This is a genomic window from Acidaminococcus nyctereutis (assembly GCF_052216985.1).
Taxonomy (GTDB): Bacteria; Bacillota; Negativicutes; order Acidaminococcales; family Acidaminococcaceae; genus Acidaminococcus; species Acidaminococcus fermentans_A.
On sequence record NZ_JBQOUY010000004.1, the window covers coordinates 1 to 14,918 of the forward strand.

General features: G+C 53.8%; 15 protein-coding genes, 2 rRNA genes and 1 pseudogene. 7 read left to right on the forward strand and 11 right to left on the reverse strand.

Annotation, left to right across the window (positions count from 1 at the left end; translation table 11 throughout):
- Together ACTUHY_RS03285 and rrf are read left to right on the forward strand one after the other, a co-directional pair.
- Positions 1–232, forward strand: a 23S ribosomal RNA gene (locus ACTUHY_RS03285); the annotation flags it as partial.
- Between the two features lie 106 nt (positions 233–338).
- Positions 339–455, forward strand: a 5S ribosomal RNA gene (rrf, locus tag ACTUHY_RS03290).
- Positions 456–722: 267 nt separating this feature from the next.
- Here the strand turns inward: rrf and arsB are convergent.
- The 6 genes and pseudogenes from arsB to ACTUHY_RS03320 all read right to left on the reverse strand — a co-directional run bounded on the left by arsB (position 723) and on the right by ACTUHY_RS03320 (position 5,743).
- On the reverse strand, positions 723–1,748 hold the full coding sequence (gene arsB, locus ACTUHY_RS03295) for an ACR3 family arsenite efflux transporter (RefSeq protein ID WP_442826579.1): 1,026 nt from the start codon (positions 1,746–1,748) through the stop codon (positions 723–725).
- On the reverse strand, positions 1,745–2,161 hold the full coding sequence (locus ACTUHY_RS03300) for an arsenate reductase ArsC (RefSeq protein ID WP_442826580.1): 417 nt from the start codon (positions 2,159–2,161) through the stop codon (positions 1,745–1,747). Before ACTUHY_RS03300 ends, arsB begins: the two co-directional genes overlap by 4 nt.
- Positions 2,158–3,896: pseudogene (gene arsA, locus ACTUHY_RS03305) on the reverse strand (arsenical pump-driving ATPase). Before arsA ends, ACTUHY_RS03300 begins: the two are co-directional and overlap by 4 nt.
- Positions 3,897–3,911: 15 nt before the next feature.
- The gene (gene arsD, locus ACTUHY_RS03310; protein WP_442826581.1) at positions 3,912–4,364 is read right to left on the reverse strand and encodes an arsenite efflux transporter metallochaperone ArsD; all 453 of its coding nucleotides are present in this window, start codon (positions 4,362–4,364) and stop codon (positions 3,912–3,914) included.
- Between the two features lie 52 nt (positions 4,365–4,416).
- Positions 4,417–4,737 carry an ArsR/SmtB family transcription factor gene (locus ACTUHY_RS03315; RefSeq protein ID WP_442826582.1) on the reverse strand — a complete coding sequence of 107 codons (321 nt, stop codon included), beginning with the start codon at positions 4,735–4,737 and terminating at the stop codon, positions 4,417–4,419.
- 70 nt (positions 4,738–4,807) lie between these two features.
- A complete protein-coding gene (locus ACTUHY_RS03320) occupies positions 4,808–5,743 on the reverse strand; it encodes a carbon-nitrogen hydrolase family protein (protein WP_442826583.1) in 936 nt (311 codons plus the stop codon).
- Between the two features lie 215 nt (positions 5,744–5,958).
- On the opposite strand from ACTUHY_RS03320, the gene ACTUHY_RS03325 reads away from it, so the two are divergent.
- Positions 5,959–7,299 carry a purple acid phosphatase family protein gene (locus ACTUHY_RS03325; RefSeq protein ID WP_442826584.1) on the forward strand — a complete coding sequence of 447 codons (1,341 nt, stop codon included), beginning with the start codon at positions 5,959–5,961 and terminating at the stop codon, positions 7,297–7,299.
- 51 nt (positions 7,300–7,350) lie between these two features.
- A complete protein-coding gene (locus ACTUHY_RS03330; protein ID WP_442826585.1) occupies positions 7,351–7,671 on the forward strand; it encodes a winged helix-turn-helix transcriptional regulator in 321 nt (106 codons plus the stop codon).
- Positions 7,672–7,707: 36 nt separating this feature from the next.
- On the opposite strand, the gene ACTUHY_RS03335 is transcribed toward ACTUHY_RS03330, so the two are convergent.
- Positions 7,708–8,163 carry a nuclear transport factor 2 family protein gene (locus ACTUHY_RS03335; protein ID WP_442826586.1) on the reverse strand — a complete coding sequence of 152 codons (456 nt, stop codon included), beginning with the start codon at positions 8,161–8,163 and terminating at the stop codon, positions 7,708–7,710.
- A gap of 152 nt (positions 8,164–8,315) precedes the next feature.
- On the opposite strand from ACTUHY_RS03335, the gene dapF reads away from it, so the two are divergent.
- The 3 genes from dapF to ACTUHY_RS03350 all read left to right on the forward strand — a co-directional run bounded on the left by dapF (position 8,316) and on the right by ACTUHY_RS03350 (position 10,946).
- Complete coding sequence (gene dapF / locus ACTUHY_RS03340) at positions 8,316–9,200, forward strand: diaminopimelate epimerase (RefSeq protein ID WP_442826680.1); 885 nt, start codon at positions 8,316–8,318, stop codon at positions 9,198–9,200.
- An 82-nt stretch (positions 9,201–9,282) separates the two neighbouring features.
- Entirely contained in the window at positions 9,283–10,482 is a 1,200-nt protein-coding gene (locus ACTUHY_RS03345; protein ID WP_442826587.1) for an LL-diaminopimelate aminotransferase, read from the forward strand.
- A gap of 23 nt (positions 10,483–10,505) precedes the next feature.
- Complete coding sequence (locus ACTUHY_RS03350) at positions 10,506–10,946, forward strand: hypothetical protein (protein WP_442826588.1); 441 nt, start codon at positions 10,506–10,508, stop codon at positions 10,944–10,946.
- 168 nt (positions 10,947–11,114) lie between these two features.
- Here the strand turns inward: ACTUHY_RS03350 and ACTUHY_RS03355 are convergent, their stop codons facing one another.
- From ACTUHY_RS03355 to ACTUHY_RS03370, 4 genes are read right to left on the reverse strand one after another with little or no spacing between them, the layout of a single operon-like run.
- Positions 11,115–12,125, reverse strand: coding sequence for a polyamine ABC transporter substrate-binding protein (locus ACTUHY_RS03355; protein ID WP_442826681.1), 1,011 nt, complete (start codon positions 12,123–12,125; stop codon positions 11,115–11,117).
- A gap of 57 nt (positions 12,126–12,182) precedes the next feature.
- On the reverse strand, positions 12,183–12,980 hold the full coding sequence (locus ACTUHY_RS03360; RefSeq protein ID WP_442826589.1) for an ABC transporter permease: 798 nt from the start codon (positions 12,978–12,980) through the stop codon (positions 12,183–12,185).
- Positions 12,961–13,821 (reverse strand): ABC transporter permease, encoded by an 861-nt coding sequence (locus ACTUHY_RS03365; RefSeq protein WP_442826590.1) that lies wholly within the window; start codon positions 13,819–13,821, stop codon positions 12,961–12,963. Before ACTUHY_RS03365 ends, ACTUHY_RS03360 begins: the two co-directional genes overlap by 20 nt.
- On the reverse strand, positions 13,818–14,822 hold the full coding sequence (locus ACTUHY_RS03370) for an ABC transporter ATP-binding protein (protein WP_442826591.1): 1,005 nt from the start codon (positions 14,820–14,822) through the stop codon (positions 13,818–13,820). The genes ACTUHY_RS03365 and ACTUHY_RS03370 overlap by 4 nt, the downstream gene beginning before the upstream one ends.
- Positions 14,823–14,918: the final 96 nt, after the last annotated feature.

Sequence of the window (14,918 nt, forward strand, 5' to 3'; positions counted from 1 at the left end):
GGAGTGGACGGACCGCTGGTGTACCAATTATCCTGCCAAGGGTATAGTTGGGTAGCTACGTCCGGAACGGATAAACGCTGAAAGCATCTAAGCGTGAAACCATCCTTAAGATGAGATCTCTCACAGCGCAAGCTGGTAAGACACCTGGAAGAAGACCAGGTTGATAGGCAGGGTGTGGAAGCGTAGCAATATGTTAAGCTGACCTGTACTAATATGTCGAGGGCTTGACTTAAATCGGGCCATTGACGAAGGTGGTTCAGCGATGAACGACCAACGAACAACGATGAACTAAAAAGTCTCTTCATGAAGTTTTGAGGGCTCATGCCTTCAATTGAAAATCCGGTGGCGATAGCTAAGGGGATCCACCTGTTCCCATGCCGAACACAGCAGTTAAGCCCTTATACGCCGAAAGTACTCGACTGGAAACGGTCCGGGAGGATAGGGAGCTGCCGGTTAAGAAAAAGGCCTGCATCGAAAGATGCAGGCGTTTTTGTGTATGTCAATGGTCAACGGTCACTCGGAACCGTAGGGGCTGCACGCCGGGCAGCCCGTTTGGATGCTGATTATTTGTGCGTTGGGCGGGGCGCCGGGCCTGCGCCCCCTACGGTTTATGCTGTTTCAAAATCAATTTGCAAAAATTGATTTCCATCGGCTGTTGACAGCTGACGACTGACCGCTGACCGAACGAGGGTGTTGCACCGTCGGTGCAACACCCTCGTTCTTTATTTGTTGGCTATTTTCACCAAACTCAGCATCACCGGCACCTCTGTCAGCACACCTACTGTAGTGGCCAGGGCGGCGGGGCTGGTGACTCCGAACAGGGCAATGGCCACGGCTACGGCTAGTTCAAAAAAGTTGGAGGCACCGATCATGCCGGCTGGGGCCGCAATGCTGTGGGGCAGGTGGAGCAGATTGCTGACTCCATAGGCAATGGCAAAAATCAGATAGGTCTGGAGCACCAGGGGAATGGCAATCAGCAGGATGTGGAAGGGAGTGGACAGGATTACCTGGGCCTGGGAACTGAAAATGATCACCAGGGTCAGCAGCAGTCCCCAGGTGGTTGCCTGATCGAATTTATGGACAAAGATCTGGTTGAAATAAGCAGCACCTTTCCGTTGAATGACGCTGATCCGGGTCAGGATCCCTCCGGCCAGGGGAATCACTACGAACAGGAAGATGCTCAGGAACAGCACGCTGTAGGGAACAGTTACATGGGATACACCCAGCAGGTATTTGACAATAGGTACAAAAGCCACCAGGATGATCAGATCATTGGTGGCTACCTGGACAACCGTATAAGCGGGATCTCCCTTGGTCAGGGTACTCCATACAAATACCATGGCCGTACAGGGAGCTGCACCCAGGAGAACGGTCCCGGCTAAATATTGGGTGGCCAGTTCCTCTGGAATGAATCCGTGGAATCCATGATAAAAGAAGAAGGCAGCCAGACCATACATGGTAAAGGGCTTGATCAGCCAGTTGGTGATCCAGGTGACAAACAGTCCTTTGGGATGGCGCCCTACCTCACGGATGCTCTGGAAATCCACCTTCATCATCATGGGATAGATCATGATCCAGATCAGGATGGCAATGGGTATGGAAATCCCGTCAATCTGTAAATGGTCAAGGACTCGGGGAACAGCCGGCAGGAAATGGCCCACCAGTACACCAGCCACCATGCAGAGGAATACCCAAAGAGAAAAATATCTCTGGAACGGGCTGATGCCCACTTGTTTTTCTTCAGTCATTGCATATAGACTCCTTTCAGCTGGTCCTGAAGTTCCAGGATTTTTTTTCGGATGAGTTCCATGACAGCGAGGAAGGTCTTGTCAGAGTTACCGGCAGGGTCGGGAATCTCCCAACTGATGATCCTGACTCCGGGCAGCATGGGGCATTGTACCCCACAGCCCATGGTCACAGCTACATCCACAGAAGACAGACTGTCCAGTCCCTTGGAATACTGCCCTTCTCCCTCCATATCAATCTGGTAGTACTCTTTCAGCAGCCGTTGAGTGGCAGGATTGATTTGTGCTGCAGGCTGGGTCCCGGCGGAACAACTGGTGAAGGTCTCGTTTGCCAAATGGCGTCCAAAAGCTTCGGCCAGCTGACTTCGGCAGGAATTCTGGATACAGAGAAATGCGACAATGGGTTTCTTCTTCATAGGGATTCCAATACCTTTCCTTTGATTTCCTCGGGCTTCCAGGGAATCAAAGCTGCATGGCCACTGGTATGGGCGGCCACCTGGTTGATCCAGGGAATCTCCTGAGCCGCTTTGGCCTTCAGCAGAGGGCTTTGGGCAGGAGTCCGGCTAAAGCACCGGTTGATGACCCACCAACGGCTGCACAGACAGGTCCGCTTCAAATCGGCCTCAGACGCAGGGCTTCATAGACAGGAGTGGCTTCTGGCAGGGTTACGATCACCACTTCAGTTTCCGGTCCCTTCAGCCGGGGAAGCAACTGATGGACGGCTGGAGGAACGGTGCCCCGGGTCCGGCGGATTTCCTGGTCGTAATTTTCCGTGGATTCCAGGAGCAGCAGGGTATGGCCGGTAGGGGCGGTGTCGATGATGACGATCTGGTTCCCGGCCCGGGCCACGATTTCCGCAAAGGCCCGGAATACGGCGATTTCCTGGGTGCAGGGGGACCGGAGGTCTTCTTCGATGTAGGCCAGATCTCCTTCTTTCAGCCCGTTTTTCCGGGCCTGATCCAGGACTTCCTGCTGGTAGCGGCGGAGTTCAGCCTGCTCGTCGATCTGGCACAACTGGATCTGGTCTGTCTGAGTCAGGACTTCCTGGAGATGACCGGCCGGATCCGTGGTGGTCAGCAGCACCTGATGCCCTATGCGGGCCAGGCGGAGGGCCAGAGAGGCAGCTACCGTGGTCTTTCCTACACCGCCTTTGCCCATGGTGAAGATGACCTTCCGGTGGTTTTGCTCCAGATCTTCCGCCACATCCTGGAGGGTGTGGACGGGAGTCGGGGATCCTTTTCCTTTCACAGCAGCAGGGGCCATTTCCCCCTTCAGGAGCGCCCGGATATGGTCCAGCCCGGTTACATTGTAGCTCCGGAAAGGAATCTGCCAGGAAGGCAGAGCCTGCAGCTCGCTGGGCAGGGAGGCCAGAGCAGCCTGCTGCTTGGTGAAAAGTTCCCGGGCAACGGGGTCATCGGTCTTTTCCAACAGGCCGTTGACAATCAGCTGCTGGTGACCAATGCCCAGTTTGGCCAGTTCCCGAGAGGCACGGGCTGCTTCCTGGATGGGAGAATGGTCAGGACGGGTCACCAGGAGAAGGGTGGTCCGGTCAGGATCTGCCAGGGTTTCCACGGCCTTACGGTACAGGGCCTTCCGGCCTTCCAGACCGGACAGCTGTCCCAGACAGGAGGCCCCGTGGGTACTGGTGCTGATGAACTGGCTCCAGGCAGAAGGCAGTTGGAGCATCCGCAGCGTATGGCCGGTAGGAGCCGTATCGAACAGGATCCGGTCATAGACGGATGCCGTTTCCGGATCTGTAAGGAAATCGGTGAAGGCATTGAAAGCGGCGATTTCTATGGTACAGGATCCGGACAGCTGCTCTTCCATGTTCCGCAGGGCCACCTGGGGAAGAAGGCCCCGATAGGGGGCCACCACACGTTCCCGGTACTGGGCTGCGGCTTTTACGGGATCCAGGTTTACGGCCCACAGTCCGGGAGCGCCGGGAATGGGGGATGGGGTTTCATCCTGTTTCACTGAAAAAATGTCCTGGAGATTGGACGCCGGGTCCGTGCTGATCAGCAGGACCTTTTGGCCGGCATCAGCCAGGGCCACGGCGGTGGCACAGGCGGTGGAAGTCTTTCCCACCCCTCCTTTGCCGGTAAAAAACACATACTTGGTGCGGATGGCGGCAAAAGGATCATACAGTTCCATCATGGTCTCCTTTTTTCACTGACAGCAGCTGGAAGAGCCGGAGCCGCAGCAGCAACTGGATCCGGCAGCCGGCTCTTCTCCGCCACCGCAACAGCTGGTTTCTTCATTCCCACTGTCCTGTGGGGCGGAGGTTTCGTCCAGCAGGGCCAGATCGAAATCCAGCATCCGGGCGAATTCCTCATTGGTGGGATAGCGGCCGTTCATCCAGATTTTCCCGTCCGCCAGGATCAGGGGCAGTTCTTCCGGTCCATGGGTTTGGAGAAATTCCGCTGCTGTTTTTGTCTGGATGAATTTCAGAGGCGCACTGGTGAGATTGTACCGTTCCACAGAAATCCCCTGTTTTTTCAGTGTATCCAGGACTGCAGAAATCCGCAGCAGCTCCGGATCGATGGAGGGGCCGCAAAGTCCAGTGGGGCAGCACATGGCCTGTTCAAATATCTGTACGGTTTTCTTTCCATCACAAATCACTCCTTACTAAATTTACAGATTTAAATTCATCAATATGTTAAGGTAAAAATAATCACCGGCAGCGGGAGCACTGGCAGTCATCAGGCTCTGCGGCGGTCCTTTCCTGGAACAGCTCCTGGAGCAGGGACTCCAGTTCTCCGGCAGCCTGGTGGTTCAGGGTATAGTAGACCCATTTGCCTTCTTTCCGGCCAGTGACAAAGCCTGCGTCGCACAGGATCTTCATATGATGGGAAAGGGTGGGCTGGGACAGATGGAGGTTTTCCAGCAGCACACAGGCGCACCGTTCACCCCGCTGGAGCAGTTCCAGGATGTGGAGCCGGTTTTCATCGGCCAAAGCCTTGAACAGGCGGGCCGTTCCCCCTAGATTTTCCATAACCCAGCCTCCTTTCATATTGATAAATTTAAATTTGTTAGCTGCAGTATAGGATGTTTTCCCGGTTTTGTCAACGGTCTTTCCCGTCATGGACTTTCAGTTCCAGGATATCCGGCCGGGTGTAGTGGCCGGTGGCATCGAATTCCATTCGGCTCATGGGGACTTTGTCCATGTCCAGATCCGCATACACAATGGCTTCCCTGTCCCAGACCGGTTCCGTCACACAGTGGCCGTAGGGGTCGATGATGCAGCTGCCGCCCCGGCACACAATGTCATCCAACCGGCCGATTTCGTCCTGTTCGAGCAAATCAGCCGGATACATGTCCCGGGTGAAGTATTGGTCCACATTGAATACATAGCAGTGGCCTTCAATGGCAATATGCCGGATGGTGTCCTGCCATTCCGGATTGTCGTTGGTGTTGGGTGCCAGGTACAGGGAAATCCCTTTCTGGTACAGGGCCACTCGGGCCAGGGGCATGTAGTTTTCCCAGCAGATCAGGCTGCCCATCCTACCCCAGGGGGTATCCACCACCGGGAAGTAGGTTTCCGGCACGTGGGAATCCGCCCAGATGTATCGTTCGGAACCGGTGGGTTTGATCTTCCGGTGGACGGAAGCCAGTTTCCCTTCCGGAGAGAAGACCAGATTGGTGCAGTACAGGGAGCAGTTCACCGGATCCCGTTCGGTGACGCCGATGCTGACCCAGGCCCGGGCCTTTTTGGCGGCAGCTGCCAGAGACACCGTGTCATCCGGTATCAGGACCGCATTGTCGTAATACAATTTCCAATCCTTCCGGCCTTCCTCCTTCCGGCTGCCTACAGTAAAGCCGAAAGTCAGCCCGTAGGGATAGCAGGGTACCAGAGATTCCGGGAATACAATGAGCTCCGCTCCATAGGCGGAGGCTTCTTGGATCTGCCGGACCACCTTCTCCAGGGTGGCTTTTTTATTGAAGAGAATGGGGGCAGCCTGGACAATGGCGGCCCGGAGCTGTTTTTGCAGGTTCTTCATGAAAATCCTCCTGAGATACTAAGAATTCATATAAGGACATTATACCCCATGGGCGTATATTTGGAAAGCCTGAATTTTCTCAGTTGCTTTTCACTCTTTTGGCCAGTATACTGTTTCCGTATAAAATCCCATGACCATAAAGTATTTGTATTGCGGCAGCCAATCTTTTATGCTATATAGAGACAAGTAGTGCAACAAAAGGAGTGAAAAGTACGGTGGAAAAGAACGTTTCCATAAAAAAAGGACAGATCCTGATGGGGATCTTGGTACTGCTGGGAGCCCTGCTGGCCGGGAGCTGGCATCTTTCGCCTTGGTTCCGGACCTGGGCCCTGGGGAAGCTGGACCAGGCCCGAGGAGCAGCTATCCATTATGACCTGTTGGACCAGGTGGAGGCTCGGGATATCCGGCAGGTGATGACGGCGGATCCTTCCCGGAGCCGGGTGATCCAGTGTCAGTCGGATTATGAGGTAAAAGAGCCGGTACTGGAATATCGGCAAACAGGAAAGGATGGCATGGAGACTGTTCCCGTGGAGAAAGAAAAGTTTACGGACGGAGGGAAGACCACATGGGTCTATACTGCCCGTCTGGATAAGCTGGAACCGAGGCAGAGCTATGAGTACCGGATCCGGGTGGGGAAAAAGGCTACGGAATGGATGGCTCTGAAAGCTTTTGCTGGCCATACGTTCAAGGCACTGATTTTCCCAGATTCCCAGTCAGCGGATTACAGCGTGTGGAAGACTACCGCCCAGCCTGCTTGGCAGCGGAACCCGGATGCCAGTTTCTTTGTGAACATGGGGGACCTGGTGGACAACGGAGAAGACAGCAGCCAGTGGAACGCCTGGTTCGGGGTGGTGGAACCTATGGCGGAGAAAATCCCTGTGGCTCCTATCATGGGGAACCATGAGACCTATGACCTCAATTGGAAGGTGCGGATGCCGGAAGGGTATCTCCACCGGTTCTCCCTGCCGGACAATGGCCGGGAAAAATATAGGAATCAGTTCTATTCCTTTACCGTAGGGGATGTGCATTTCGTGGTGCTCAACACCCAAAACACGGAGCTGAAAGAGTGGGAACCTGATCTGACACGAGACCAGCAGGAATGGTTCCAGGAAGACATGGCTCGGAACCGGAAAAACTGGAACATTGTCCTGATGCACAAGGATCCCCTCCAGTATGGGTTCAATCCGGAAACCCGGCCGGGACGGGAGCGGGCAGAAGGTTTTTCAGAAGAAGGACGGGAATGGATGCCCCTCTTCGACCAGTATGGGGTGGATCTGGTGCTCAGCGCCCATCTCCACACCTACCGGAACCGGGGAAGGATCTATGACTTCCAGCGGGCGGACCGGGGCCCTGCCTATGTGATCACCGGAGTGGCCGGGGATGTCCGGTACCCCGGCCTCTGGAAGCGTCATCCCCTGGATCTGACCGTGGCACCCCAGCCGGAAACGGACAATTATCTGGTACTGGAAAAGAAGGAAGATTCCCTGGAAATCCAGTGCTTCCTGCCGGACGGGACACTAGTGGATACAGTGACGGTGGGGAAAAGTGAAGAGTGACGAGTGCAGAGGGATAAGGGAAGAGTGTCTGGGAAAGGAGGGAAAGTGCGGATGGTGCATTTTGATGGAAAAGCCTATGACTGTCCCTTTGATTGTTTCATGGCGGTCCTGAAGGGGAAGTGGCGGACGGACCTGCTGCTGGCCCTGGCCACCCATCCTTGCCATTTCCGGGAACTCCAGCGGACCTTGGCGGGCATCAGCGCTAAGGTCCTGACGGAGAATCTGCGGATCTTGGAACGGAATCATCTGGTGGAACGGCGGGAGGAGGATGATCCTTCCGGAATGGTGGAATACCGTCTTTCTCCAGAAGGAGAACAGCTTGTCCAGGTCATGGAACAGATCAATCAGTGGGTGGACCGCTGTTTGGGATGAAAAGAGGGGATGTTGCATGAGCAACATCCCCTCTTTTTAAAACATGGTATTGTTGTTTTCTGCTTTTTCCGGGATATCCTGGATCACATCCCAGTGTTCCACGACTTTGCCCTTTTTGACCCGGAAAATATCCACGGCCGCCTGGCCACGGTCCTGGGCGTTCAGTTTGATGTGGTTGTGGATGAATACCAGGTCCCCATCTGCCCCCATGTGCTTGATTTCTGCGGTGCTTTCCGGGAATTCCTTCAGGAATCCGGTAACGCCTTCCTTAAAAGCCTCTTTCCCGTCTTTAAAGCCAGGGTTGTGCTGAATATAGTGATCGCCCGTCAGTTGGTCAATGACTTCTGGATGGTGTTCATTGAAGATCTGGTTCCAGAAATAGGCAGCCAGTTCTTTGTTGTTCTTGAAATGGGGAGCCGCGCCAGCAACGCCCGGCAGTATCCCACACAGCAGCAGTCCCAGGGAAAGGGTGAGTAATTTTTTCTTCATCATAGCTAAACAGCCTCCTTTGTTTTGGTTAGCTTACCATAACTTCTGCAAAAATAAAAGAAGGCACTTTTAGGTAACCCCCTACCCGTGCAGAGCCGGGGCTTTCATGATATAATGAAGATTCAATAGAAGATGAGGGGGAGAACTCCATGAAAATGAAATTCACCAAAATGCATGGCTGCGGCAATGATTATGTCTATGTGGATTGTATGGATCGGATGCTGCCCAATCCGGAGAAAATTTCGGAATACATCAGTCCACGGAGGTTTGGCATAGGGTCTGATGGGCTGATCTGCATCTGTCCTTCAGAAAAAGCCGATTTTCGGATGCGGATGTTCAATCTGGATGGATCGGAAGGGAAAATGTGCGGGAACGGGTCCCGGTGCATCGCCAAATATGTCTATGACAAAGGCTTGACCCAGAAGGATACCATCACCCTGGAGACGCTGGGAGGCATCAAGACTATCCAAATGACAGTACAGGATGGCAAAGTGGTCCTGGCGGAAGTGGATATGGGGAAAGCTGATACACAGGTATCTTCTTTGCCCATGGATTGGCCGGCAGGGACTTGTGTGGATCAGCCTGTGACGTTCACCCGGCCGGATGGCACGTCTCTGACAGTCCGGGGAACCGCAGTCTCCATGGGAAATCCTCATTTTGTCTGCTTCGTGGAGGATGTGGAGACAGCCCCGGTGGAAGCCGTGGGACGGATCATCGAAAATTCACCCCTCTTTCCTGAAAGGACCAATGTGGAATTTGTCCAGGTGGTGGATGGAAACTATGTGAAGTTCCGGGTCTGGGAACGGGGCAGCGGAGAAACCTGGGCTTGCGGTACGGGGGCCTGTGCTGTAGGGTATACCTGCGTGGTCCTGGGGAAAGCGGGAACCCGCGGTCAATTCTTGAAAGTGGAAGCCAAAGGGGGCATGCTCCAGGTCCGTATCGGGGAAGACGATGCGGTGATACTGAAGGGGCCTGCCACTACGGTCTATGAAGGGGAAATCGAGATTCCGGAAGAAATTTTGGAAGAAAAGTTGAAATAATTGACATTCCTCTGAGCCTACTTTACAATAAATAAAGGTTCCACAGGGGAATACATCGTTTTGCATTAAAGGAGAATCAGATATGGCCTTAGTGAATGGAAATTTTGCAAAGTTGAAGGAAAGCTACCTGTTTGCAGATATTGCTGCACGGGTAAGGGCTTTCAGTGAGGCACACCCAGAAAAGAAAATCATCAAGATGGGCATTGGAGATGTAACGCTCCCGTTGGCCCCCTCCGTCATCGCTGCCATGGCAAAGGCTGTGGAAGAAATGGGACATAAAGAAACCTTCAGAGGGTATGGTCCGGAACAGGGCTATGGATTCCTCCAGGAAGCCATCCAGAAATATTACGCCCGGCATGGCGTTGAACTTGATGTCAAAGAAATCTTCGTCAGTGACGGGGCCAAGAGCGACTGTGGCAACATCACGGATCTGTTTGATGACAGCAATGTGGTCCTGGTCCCGGATCCAGTGTATCCGGTCTATGTGGATACCAATGTGATGCGGGGCCGTAAGATCCTGTACATGAACGGAACCCCAGAAAATGGGTTCCTGCCCATGCCGGACCCGGCTGTCAAAGCGGACATCATCTATCTGTGTTCTCCCAACAACCCCACGGGGGCTGCCTATAGCAAAGAACAGCTGAAGGAATGGGTGGACTACGCCCGGAAGAATGACGCCATCATCCTGTACGATGCAGCTTATGAATCTTTCATTACCAATCCGGATGTACCGCGGAGCATTTTTGCGATTCCGGGGGCTAAAGACTGCGCCATTGAACTGTGCTCCTTCTCCAAGACCGCTGGGTTCACCGGAACTCGCTGCGGATATACCGTAGTGCCGCTGCAGCTAACCCGGAAGACACCGGAAGGACAGGAACTGAGCCTGAACAAAATGTGGCTCCGCCGCCAGACTACCAAGTTCAATGGGGTGAACTACATTGTCCAAAGAGGAGCGGAAGCCGCCATGTCCCCCGTGGGCGAAAAGGAATGCGGAGAAATGCTGGCCTATTATCGGGAAAATGCCCGGATGATGATGGAAACCTTCGATAAGAAAGGATACACCTATTATGGCGGTGTCTATTCTCCCTATGTGTGGGTGAAATGCCCCAACGACATGGGCAGCTGGGACTATTTCGACCATCTGCTGAACGACCTGGCCATCGTAGGGACTCCTGGCGCCGGTTTCGGCACCATGGGCGAAGGCTATCTGCGGCTTAGTGCGTTCGGGACCCATGAAGGCACCAAAGAAGCCATGGAACGGATCGGGAAAGACAATATCTGATATACGGAAAGGATGGATTGGATATGAAAAAAATCATCATGATGCTGACGGCAGTCATGTCTCTGGGTATGGCCAGTCTGGGCTTTGCCAGCCCGGCCAGTGACCTGCTGGCCCAGGAAGAAGCAACGACGACGAAGGTCTTCGGACTGCTCCAGGGCAAGGGACAGCTGGCAGAAGTTTCCACCGGATTCTCTCCGGCTCTCCAGAAAAATTTCACGGCAGTTGCTCTGGCTAATATGAAAAAGGGCGTGACGGAAGAACTGGGCGGCATCAGCAACCTGAAGCTGGTCCGTCTGGATAAATTTATGGATGGTGACCGCCTGATCTATATCGGCGATGCCAAAAAAGCCCCTAATGTGCAGGTGACCTTTGTCTTCAGTGTCAAAGGCAAGAAGGCAGAACTCCAGGCGCTGAACATGATCCCTGTAGAAGTGAAGCAGGTCAAGAACAACCAGGCAAAATAATAGGTGCCGCCTACGCGGCACCGGTCACGAGCCTCGGGTCACGAGTCTCGGGCCAAAGGAAAGGTGCTGTGAAAAATCATTTTTTTACAGCACCTTTTTGGTCACTCGTCCAGAGACCTGTGACAAGAGACCAGTGACAGGGGGGTGTGAATTTTTCACACCCCCCCTTTATCGTATGGTCTTCAGTTCCGTCCAATATTTGTCGTACAGGGTAATCCCATCCCCGATGTCGTGGAGCCATTCACCCTCTTTCAGATGGGTGATGGCGGTGTTCAGCATGGGGTCCTCCAGATATTTCTTGGAATGGTATTTCCGGGCATTGCTGTTGGGATCGTTGTAGCCGATGGCTTCATAGTTCTTGGCACTGATTTCCGGATCGAACAGGAAATTGATGAATTTCTCTGCCAGGTCTTTGTGTTTGGCTCCTTTGGGGATGGCTAGGGTATCGGCCCAGACCAGAGTCCCTTCCTTGGGGATCACAAAGCCCAGGTTGGGATTCTCCTTGTAGCTGAAGGAGGCATCCCCGGACCACATGGTCCCTATCCAGCCTTCTTCGGCGATGAATTTCTGTTTGAGGCCGTCCGTATCGTAGGCCAGGATATTGGGGACCAGTTTTTCCAGATCCTGGAAGGCTTTTTTCAGTTGTTCCGGATCAGTGGAATTATTGGACCATCCGTTTTTCTTTAGGGCCATGCCGATGACTTCCCGGCTGTCGTTGAGGAGGATGACCCGTCCCTTGTATTCCGGGTCCCATAAATCATTCCAGGAGGAAGGCGGGGTCTTCACATATTTTTTGTTATAGACGATTCCCGTCATCCCCCAGGTGTAGACTACAGAATATTCGCCCGTAGGATCGAACTGGGGATGCTGGAGATTGTCCATCATGTTCTTCGTATTGGGGATGGCCTTTTTATCCAGCTTTTCCAGCAGGTTGAGCTTGATCATGGTGGAGACCATGTAGTCGGAAGGCTGGATCAGATCATACTGGGCGCCTCCTGCCTGGAGCTTGGCTAACAGTTCTTCGTTGTTGGCAAAGACGTCGTAGTTGACTTTGCAGTTATATTTCTTTTCAAAAGCCTTGATGACTTCCGGGTCGAAATTATCGGCCCAGCTGAACAGGTTCAGGACATGCTTCCCTTCTTCCGGCTGTTTCTTTTCTTCGCCGCAGCCGGCGGTCATGAACAGCAGGAGAGTCAAAACGAGGCAGCACAGCCATTGGATCTTTTTCACGCAGCATCAGTCCTTTCGGGAAGAGTGGTAGCCCCGCTTCTGCAGCAGCTGGGAAACCACTACCAGGGAGATGGTGACCAGCATCATGCAGGTGGAGAGGGCGTTGATCTGGGGAGAAATCCCTCTCTTGACCATGGCGTAGATGTAGAGGGGCAGGGTGGTGGAATTGGGACCGGCCACAAAGAAGCTGATGACGAAATCATCGATGGACAGGGTGAAAGCCATCAGGGCACCGGCGACGATCCCGGGCAGGATCATGGGAAAGGTCACATACCGGAAGGCCTGCCAAGGCGTAGCGTACAGATCGCTGGCCGCCTCTTCCAGGTCCTGCCGGCAGCCTTCCAGCCGGGCACCTACGGTAATGATCACAAAGGAGATGCAGAAGGTGATGTGGGCGATGATCAGCGTTGGCCGTCCCAAGGGGATCCCCACTTGAGAAAAGAGTACCAGCAGGGAAAGCCCCATGACGATTTCCGGAATCAAGATGGGCAGGTACAGCAGGCTGTTGATCAGCAGTTTGCAGCGGTACTGGTAGCGGTGGAGCGCCAGGGCTGCCAGGGTGCCCATGACCGTAGTGACCACAGTGGTGATGGCGGCAATCAGCAGGCTGTTGCCCAGGGCTTCCAGCACCCGGTCGTTATGGAGCAGGGAGATGTACCATTTTAAGGTAAAACCGGTCCATACTGCGTTGATCCGGGAATCATTGAAGGAATACAGGGAAAGGATCAGGAGGGGCAGGTATAAAAAGGCCAGGATGGCCAGGGAATAAGCTACCAAAGTGGCGCTACGCCAGTTTTTCTTCATGACGTTTTCCTCCTTTCTGGGCTTCCAAAGCCTTGTAATACAGAATGATCATCACCAGGGATAGCAGTGCCAGGATGATGGAAAGGGCTGAGCCGAAGGGCCAGTCACGGGCAGCCAGGAACTGGTTCTGGATCACATTGCCCATGAGGGAGCTTTTGGCACCGCCCATGATATCCGGGACTACGAACATCCCCAGGGAGGAAATGAACACCAGGATGGAACCGGCTGCCACTCCGGGCAGGGTGAGTGGCAGAGTGATTTTCCGGAAGGCCGTGAAGGGGGAGGCTCCCAGGTCGCTGGCCGCTTCCAGCAGCCGTTTGTCCATCTGTTCCAGGGAAACATAGATGGGAAGGACCATGAAGGGAAGCAGACCATAGACCATCCCCAGGAGAACGGCGGTATTGTTGTACAGCAGTCCCAGAGGCTTCTCGATGAAGCCGAAATGGAGCAGGAAGGTATTGACCAGTCCCTGGGCCCGGAGGATGATGACCCAGGAATAGGAACGGATCAGGAAGTTGATCCAGAAAGGGATCATCACCAGGATGATCCCGGCCTGCTGCCATTTTTTGGGCAGGATCATGGCAATGGTATAGGCAACCGGGTAACCCATGGCAAAGGTCCAGAGGGTGGTGACAAAAGCGGTGCCCAGGGTGAAGACAAAGATCTTCAGATACAAGGGTTCTAGAAAACGGAGATAGTTGGCCAGGTTCCATTGAAAAACCACCTGGCCATAGGCTGTACGGGAGGCGAAGGAGACCACCACCACAATCAGGAGCGGCAGGGCAAAGAAAAGCCCCAGCCATCCCATAGCTGGCAGTACCAGCAGTTTCCCCCGCTTCATTTCGTCACCTGGACACCGTCTTGGGTGTTCCACCAGATCCCTACCCGGTCTTCCACGGACCATTTCCGATAGTCTTCATAATATTGGTAGGCTGTGACCATTTCCCGGGAATCGTCCAAGCGGATGAACAGTTTGTCGAAGGTCCCGCAGAACAGGATCTGCTCGATGGTCCCGGTGTAGAAAGGTTTTGTGCCCTGACTTTCCCTACCGTCCAGGGCACACACATTGATGAACTGGGGCCGCACGGACAGCAGCCGGCTATCATCATCCGGAAGAGGGAAAAAGTTATTTTCTCCGATGAAGCTGGCGGCGAACCGGCTCCGGGGATACTGATAGATTCTGGCTGGAGGATCGTCCTGTTCGATCCGGCCACCGTTTACGATGATGACCCGATCGCTCATGGTGAGGGCTTCTTCCTGATCGTGGGTGACGTAGATGAAAGTGATGCCCAGCCGCTGCTGCAGATTCCGCAGTTCCAGCTGCATGGTCTTCCGCAGTTTGTAGTCCAGGGCACCCAATGGTTCGTCCAGCAACAGGACTTTGGGATTGTTGACCAGGGCCCGGGCAATGGCTACGCGCTGCTGCTGTCCGCCGCTCATCTGTTGGGGCTTCCGGTACCGGAGCGCTTCCAGCTGGGTCAGATGCAGCACATCAGCGATCCGTTTCTGCTGTTCTTTGCGGGGGACTTTCTTCATCAGCAGCCCGAAACGGATATTTTCTTCCACTGTCATATGAGGGAAAAGGGCATAGTGTTGGAACACCATGTTCACATCCCGTTTATAGGGCGCCAGTTGGGTGACATCTTCGTTGTCCAAAAAAATATGGCCTGCCGTGGGCGTTTCCAGACCGGCGATCATGCGCAGCATGGTGGTCTTCCCGCAGCCGGAGGGGCCTAAAAGGGTTACGAATTCCCCGTCGCAGATAGTCAGATTGAGAGTGGGGATGATCAGTTCTCCTTCAAATTCCTTGGTGATCCCCACCAGACGGATCATTTCTTTCATCTTTGATTCTCACGACCTTTCTTAGGTTTGCAATTCAATTATTATAGCATGTTTCCCCTTCCAGGCATACAGAAAAAAGTTCCTGTTTCCGGGAGG

What these genes read in the sequence shown, in the direction of transcription:
- arsB (WP_442826579.1), bottom strand. Translation starts at nt 1,748, where the DNA reads ATGACTGAAGAAAAACAAGTGGGCATCAGCCCGTTCCAGAGATATTTT.
- ACTUHY_RS03300 (WP_442826580.1), bottom strand. Translation starts at nt 2,161, where the DNA reads ATGAAGAAGAAACCCATTGTCGCATTTCTCTGTATCCAGAATTCCTGC.
- ACTUHY_RS03315 (WP_442826582.1), bottom strand. Translation starts at nt 4,737, where the DNA reads ATGGAAAATCTAGGGGGAACGGCCCGCCTGTTCAAGGCTTTGGCCGAT.
- ACTUHY_RS03320 (WP_442826583.1), bottom strand. Translation starts at nt 5,743, where the DNA reads ATGAAGAACCTGCAAAAACAGCTCCGGGCCGCCATTGTCCAGGCTGCC.
- ACTUHY_RS03330 (WP_442826585.1), top strand. Translation starts at nt 7,351, where the DNA reads ATGGTGCATTTTGATGGAAAAGCCTATGACTGTCCCTTTGATTGTTTC.
- ACTUHY_RS03335 (WP_442826586.1), bottom strand. Translation starts at nt 8,163, where the DNA reads ATGATGAAGAAAAAATTACTCACCCTTTCCCTGGGACTGCTGCTGTGT.
- dapF (WP_442826680.1), top strand. Translation starts at nt 8,316, where the DNA reads ATGAAATTCACCAAAATGCATGGCTGCGGCAATGATTATGTCTATGTG.
- ACTUHY_RS03345 (WP_442826587.1), top strand. Translation starts at nt 9,283, where the DNA reads ATGGCCTTAGTGAATGGAAATTTTGCAAAGTTGAAGGAAAGCTACCTG.
- ACTUHY_RS03350 (WP_442826588.1), top strand. Translation starts at nt 10,506, where the DNA reads ATGAAAAAAATCATCATGATGCTGACGGCAGTCATGTCTCTGGGTATG.
- ACTUHY_RS03355 (WP_442826681.1), bottom strand. Translation starts at nt 12,125, where the DNA reads ATGACCGCCGGCTGCGGCGAAGAAAAGAAACAGCCGGAAGAAGGGAAG.
- ACTUHY_RS03360 (WP_442826589.1), bottom strand. Translation starts at nt 12,980, where the DNA reads ATGAAGAAAAACTGGCGTAGCGCCACTTTGGTAGCTTATTCCCTGGCC.
- ACTUHY_RS03365 (WP_442826590.1), bottom strand. Translation starts at nt 13,821, where the DNA reads ATGAAGCGGGGGAAACTGCTGGTACTGCCAGCTATGGGATGGCTGGGG.
- ACTUHY_RS03370 (WP_442826591.1), bottom strand. Translation starts at nt 14,822, where the DNA reads ATGAAAGAAATGATCCGTCTGGTGGGGATCACCAAGGAATTTGAAGGA.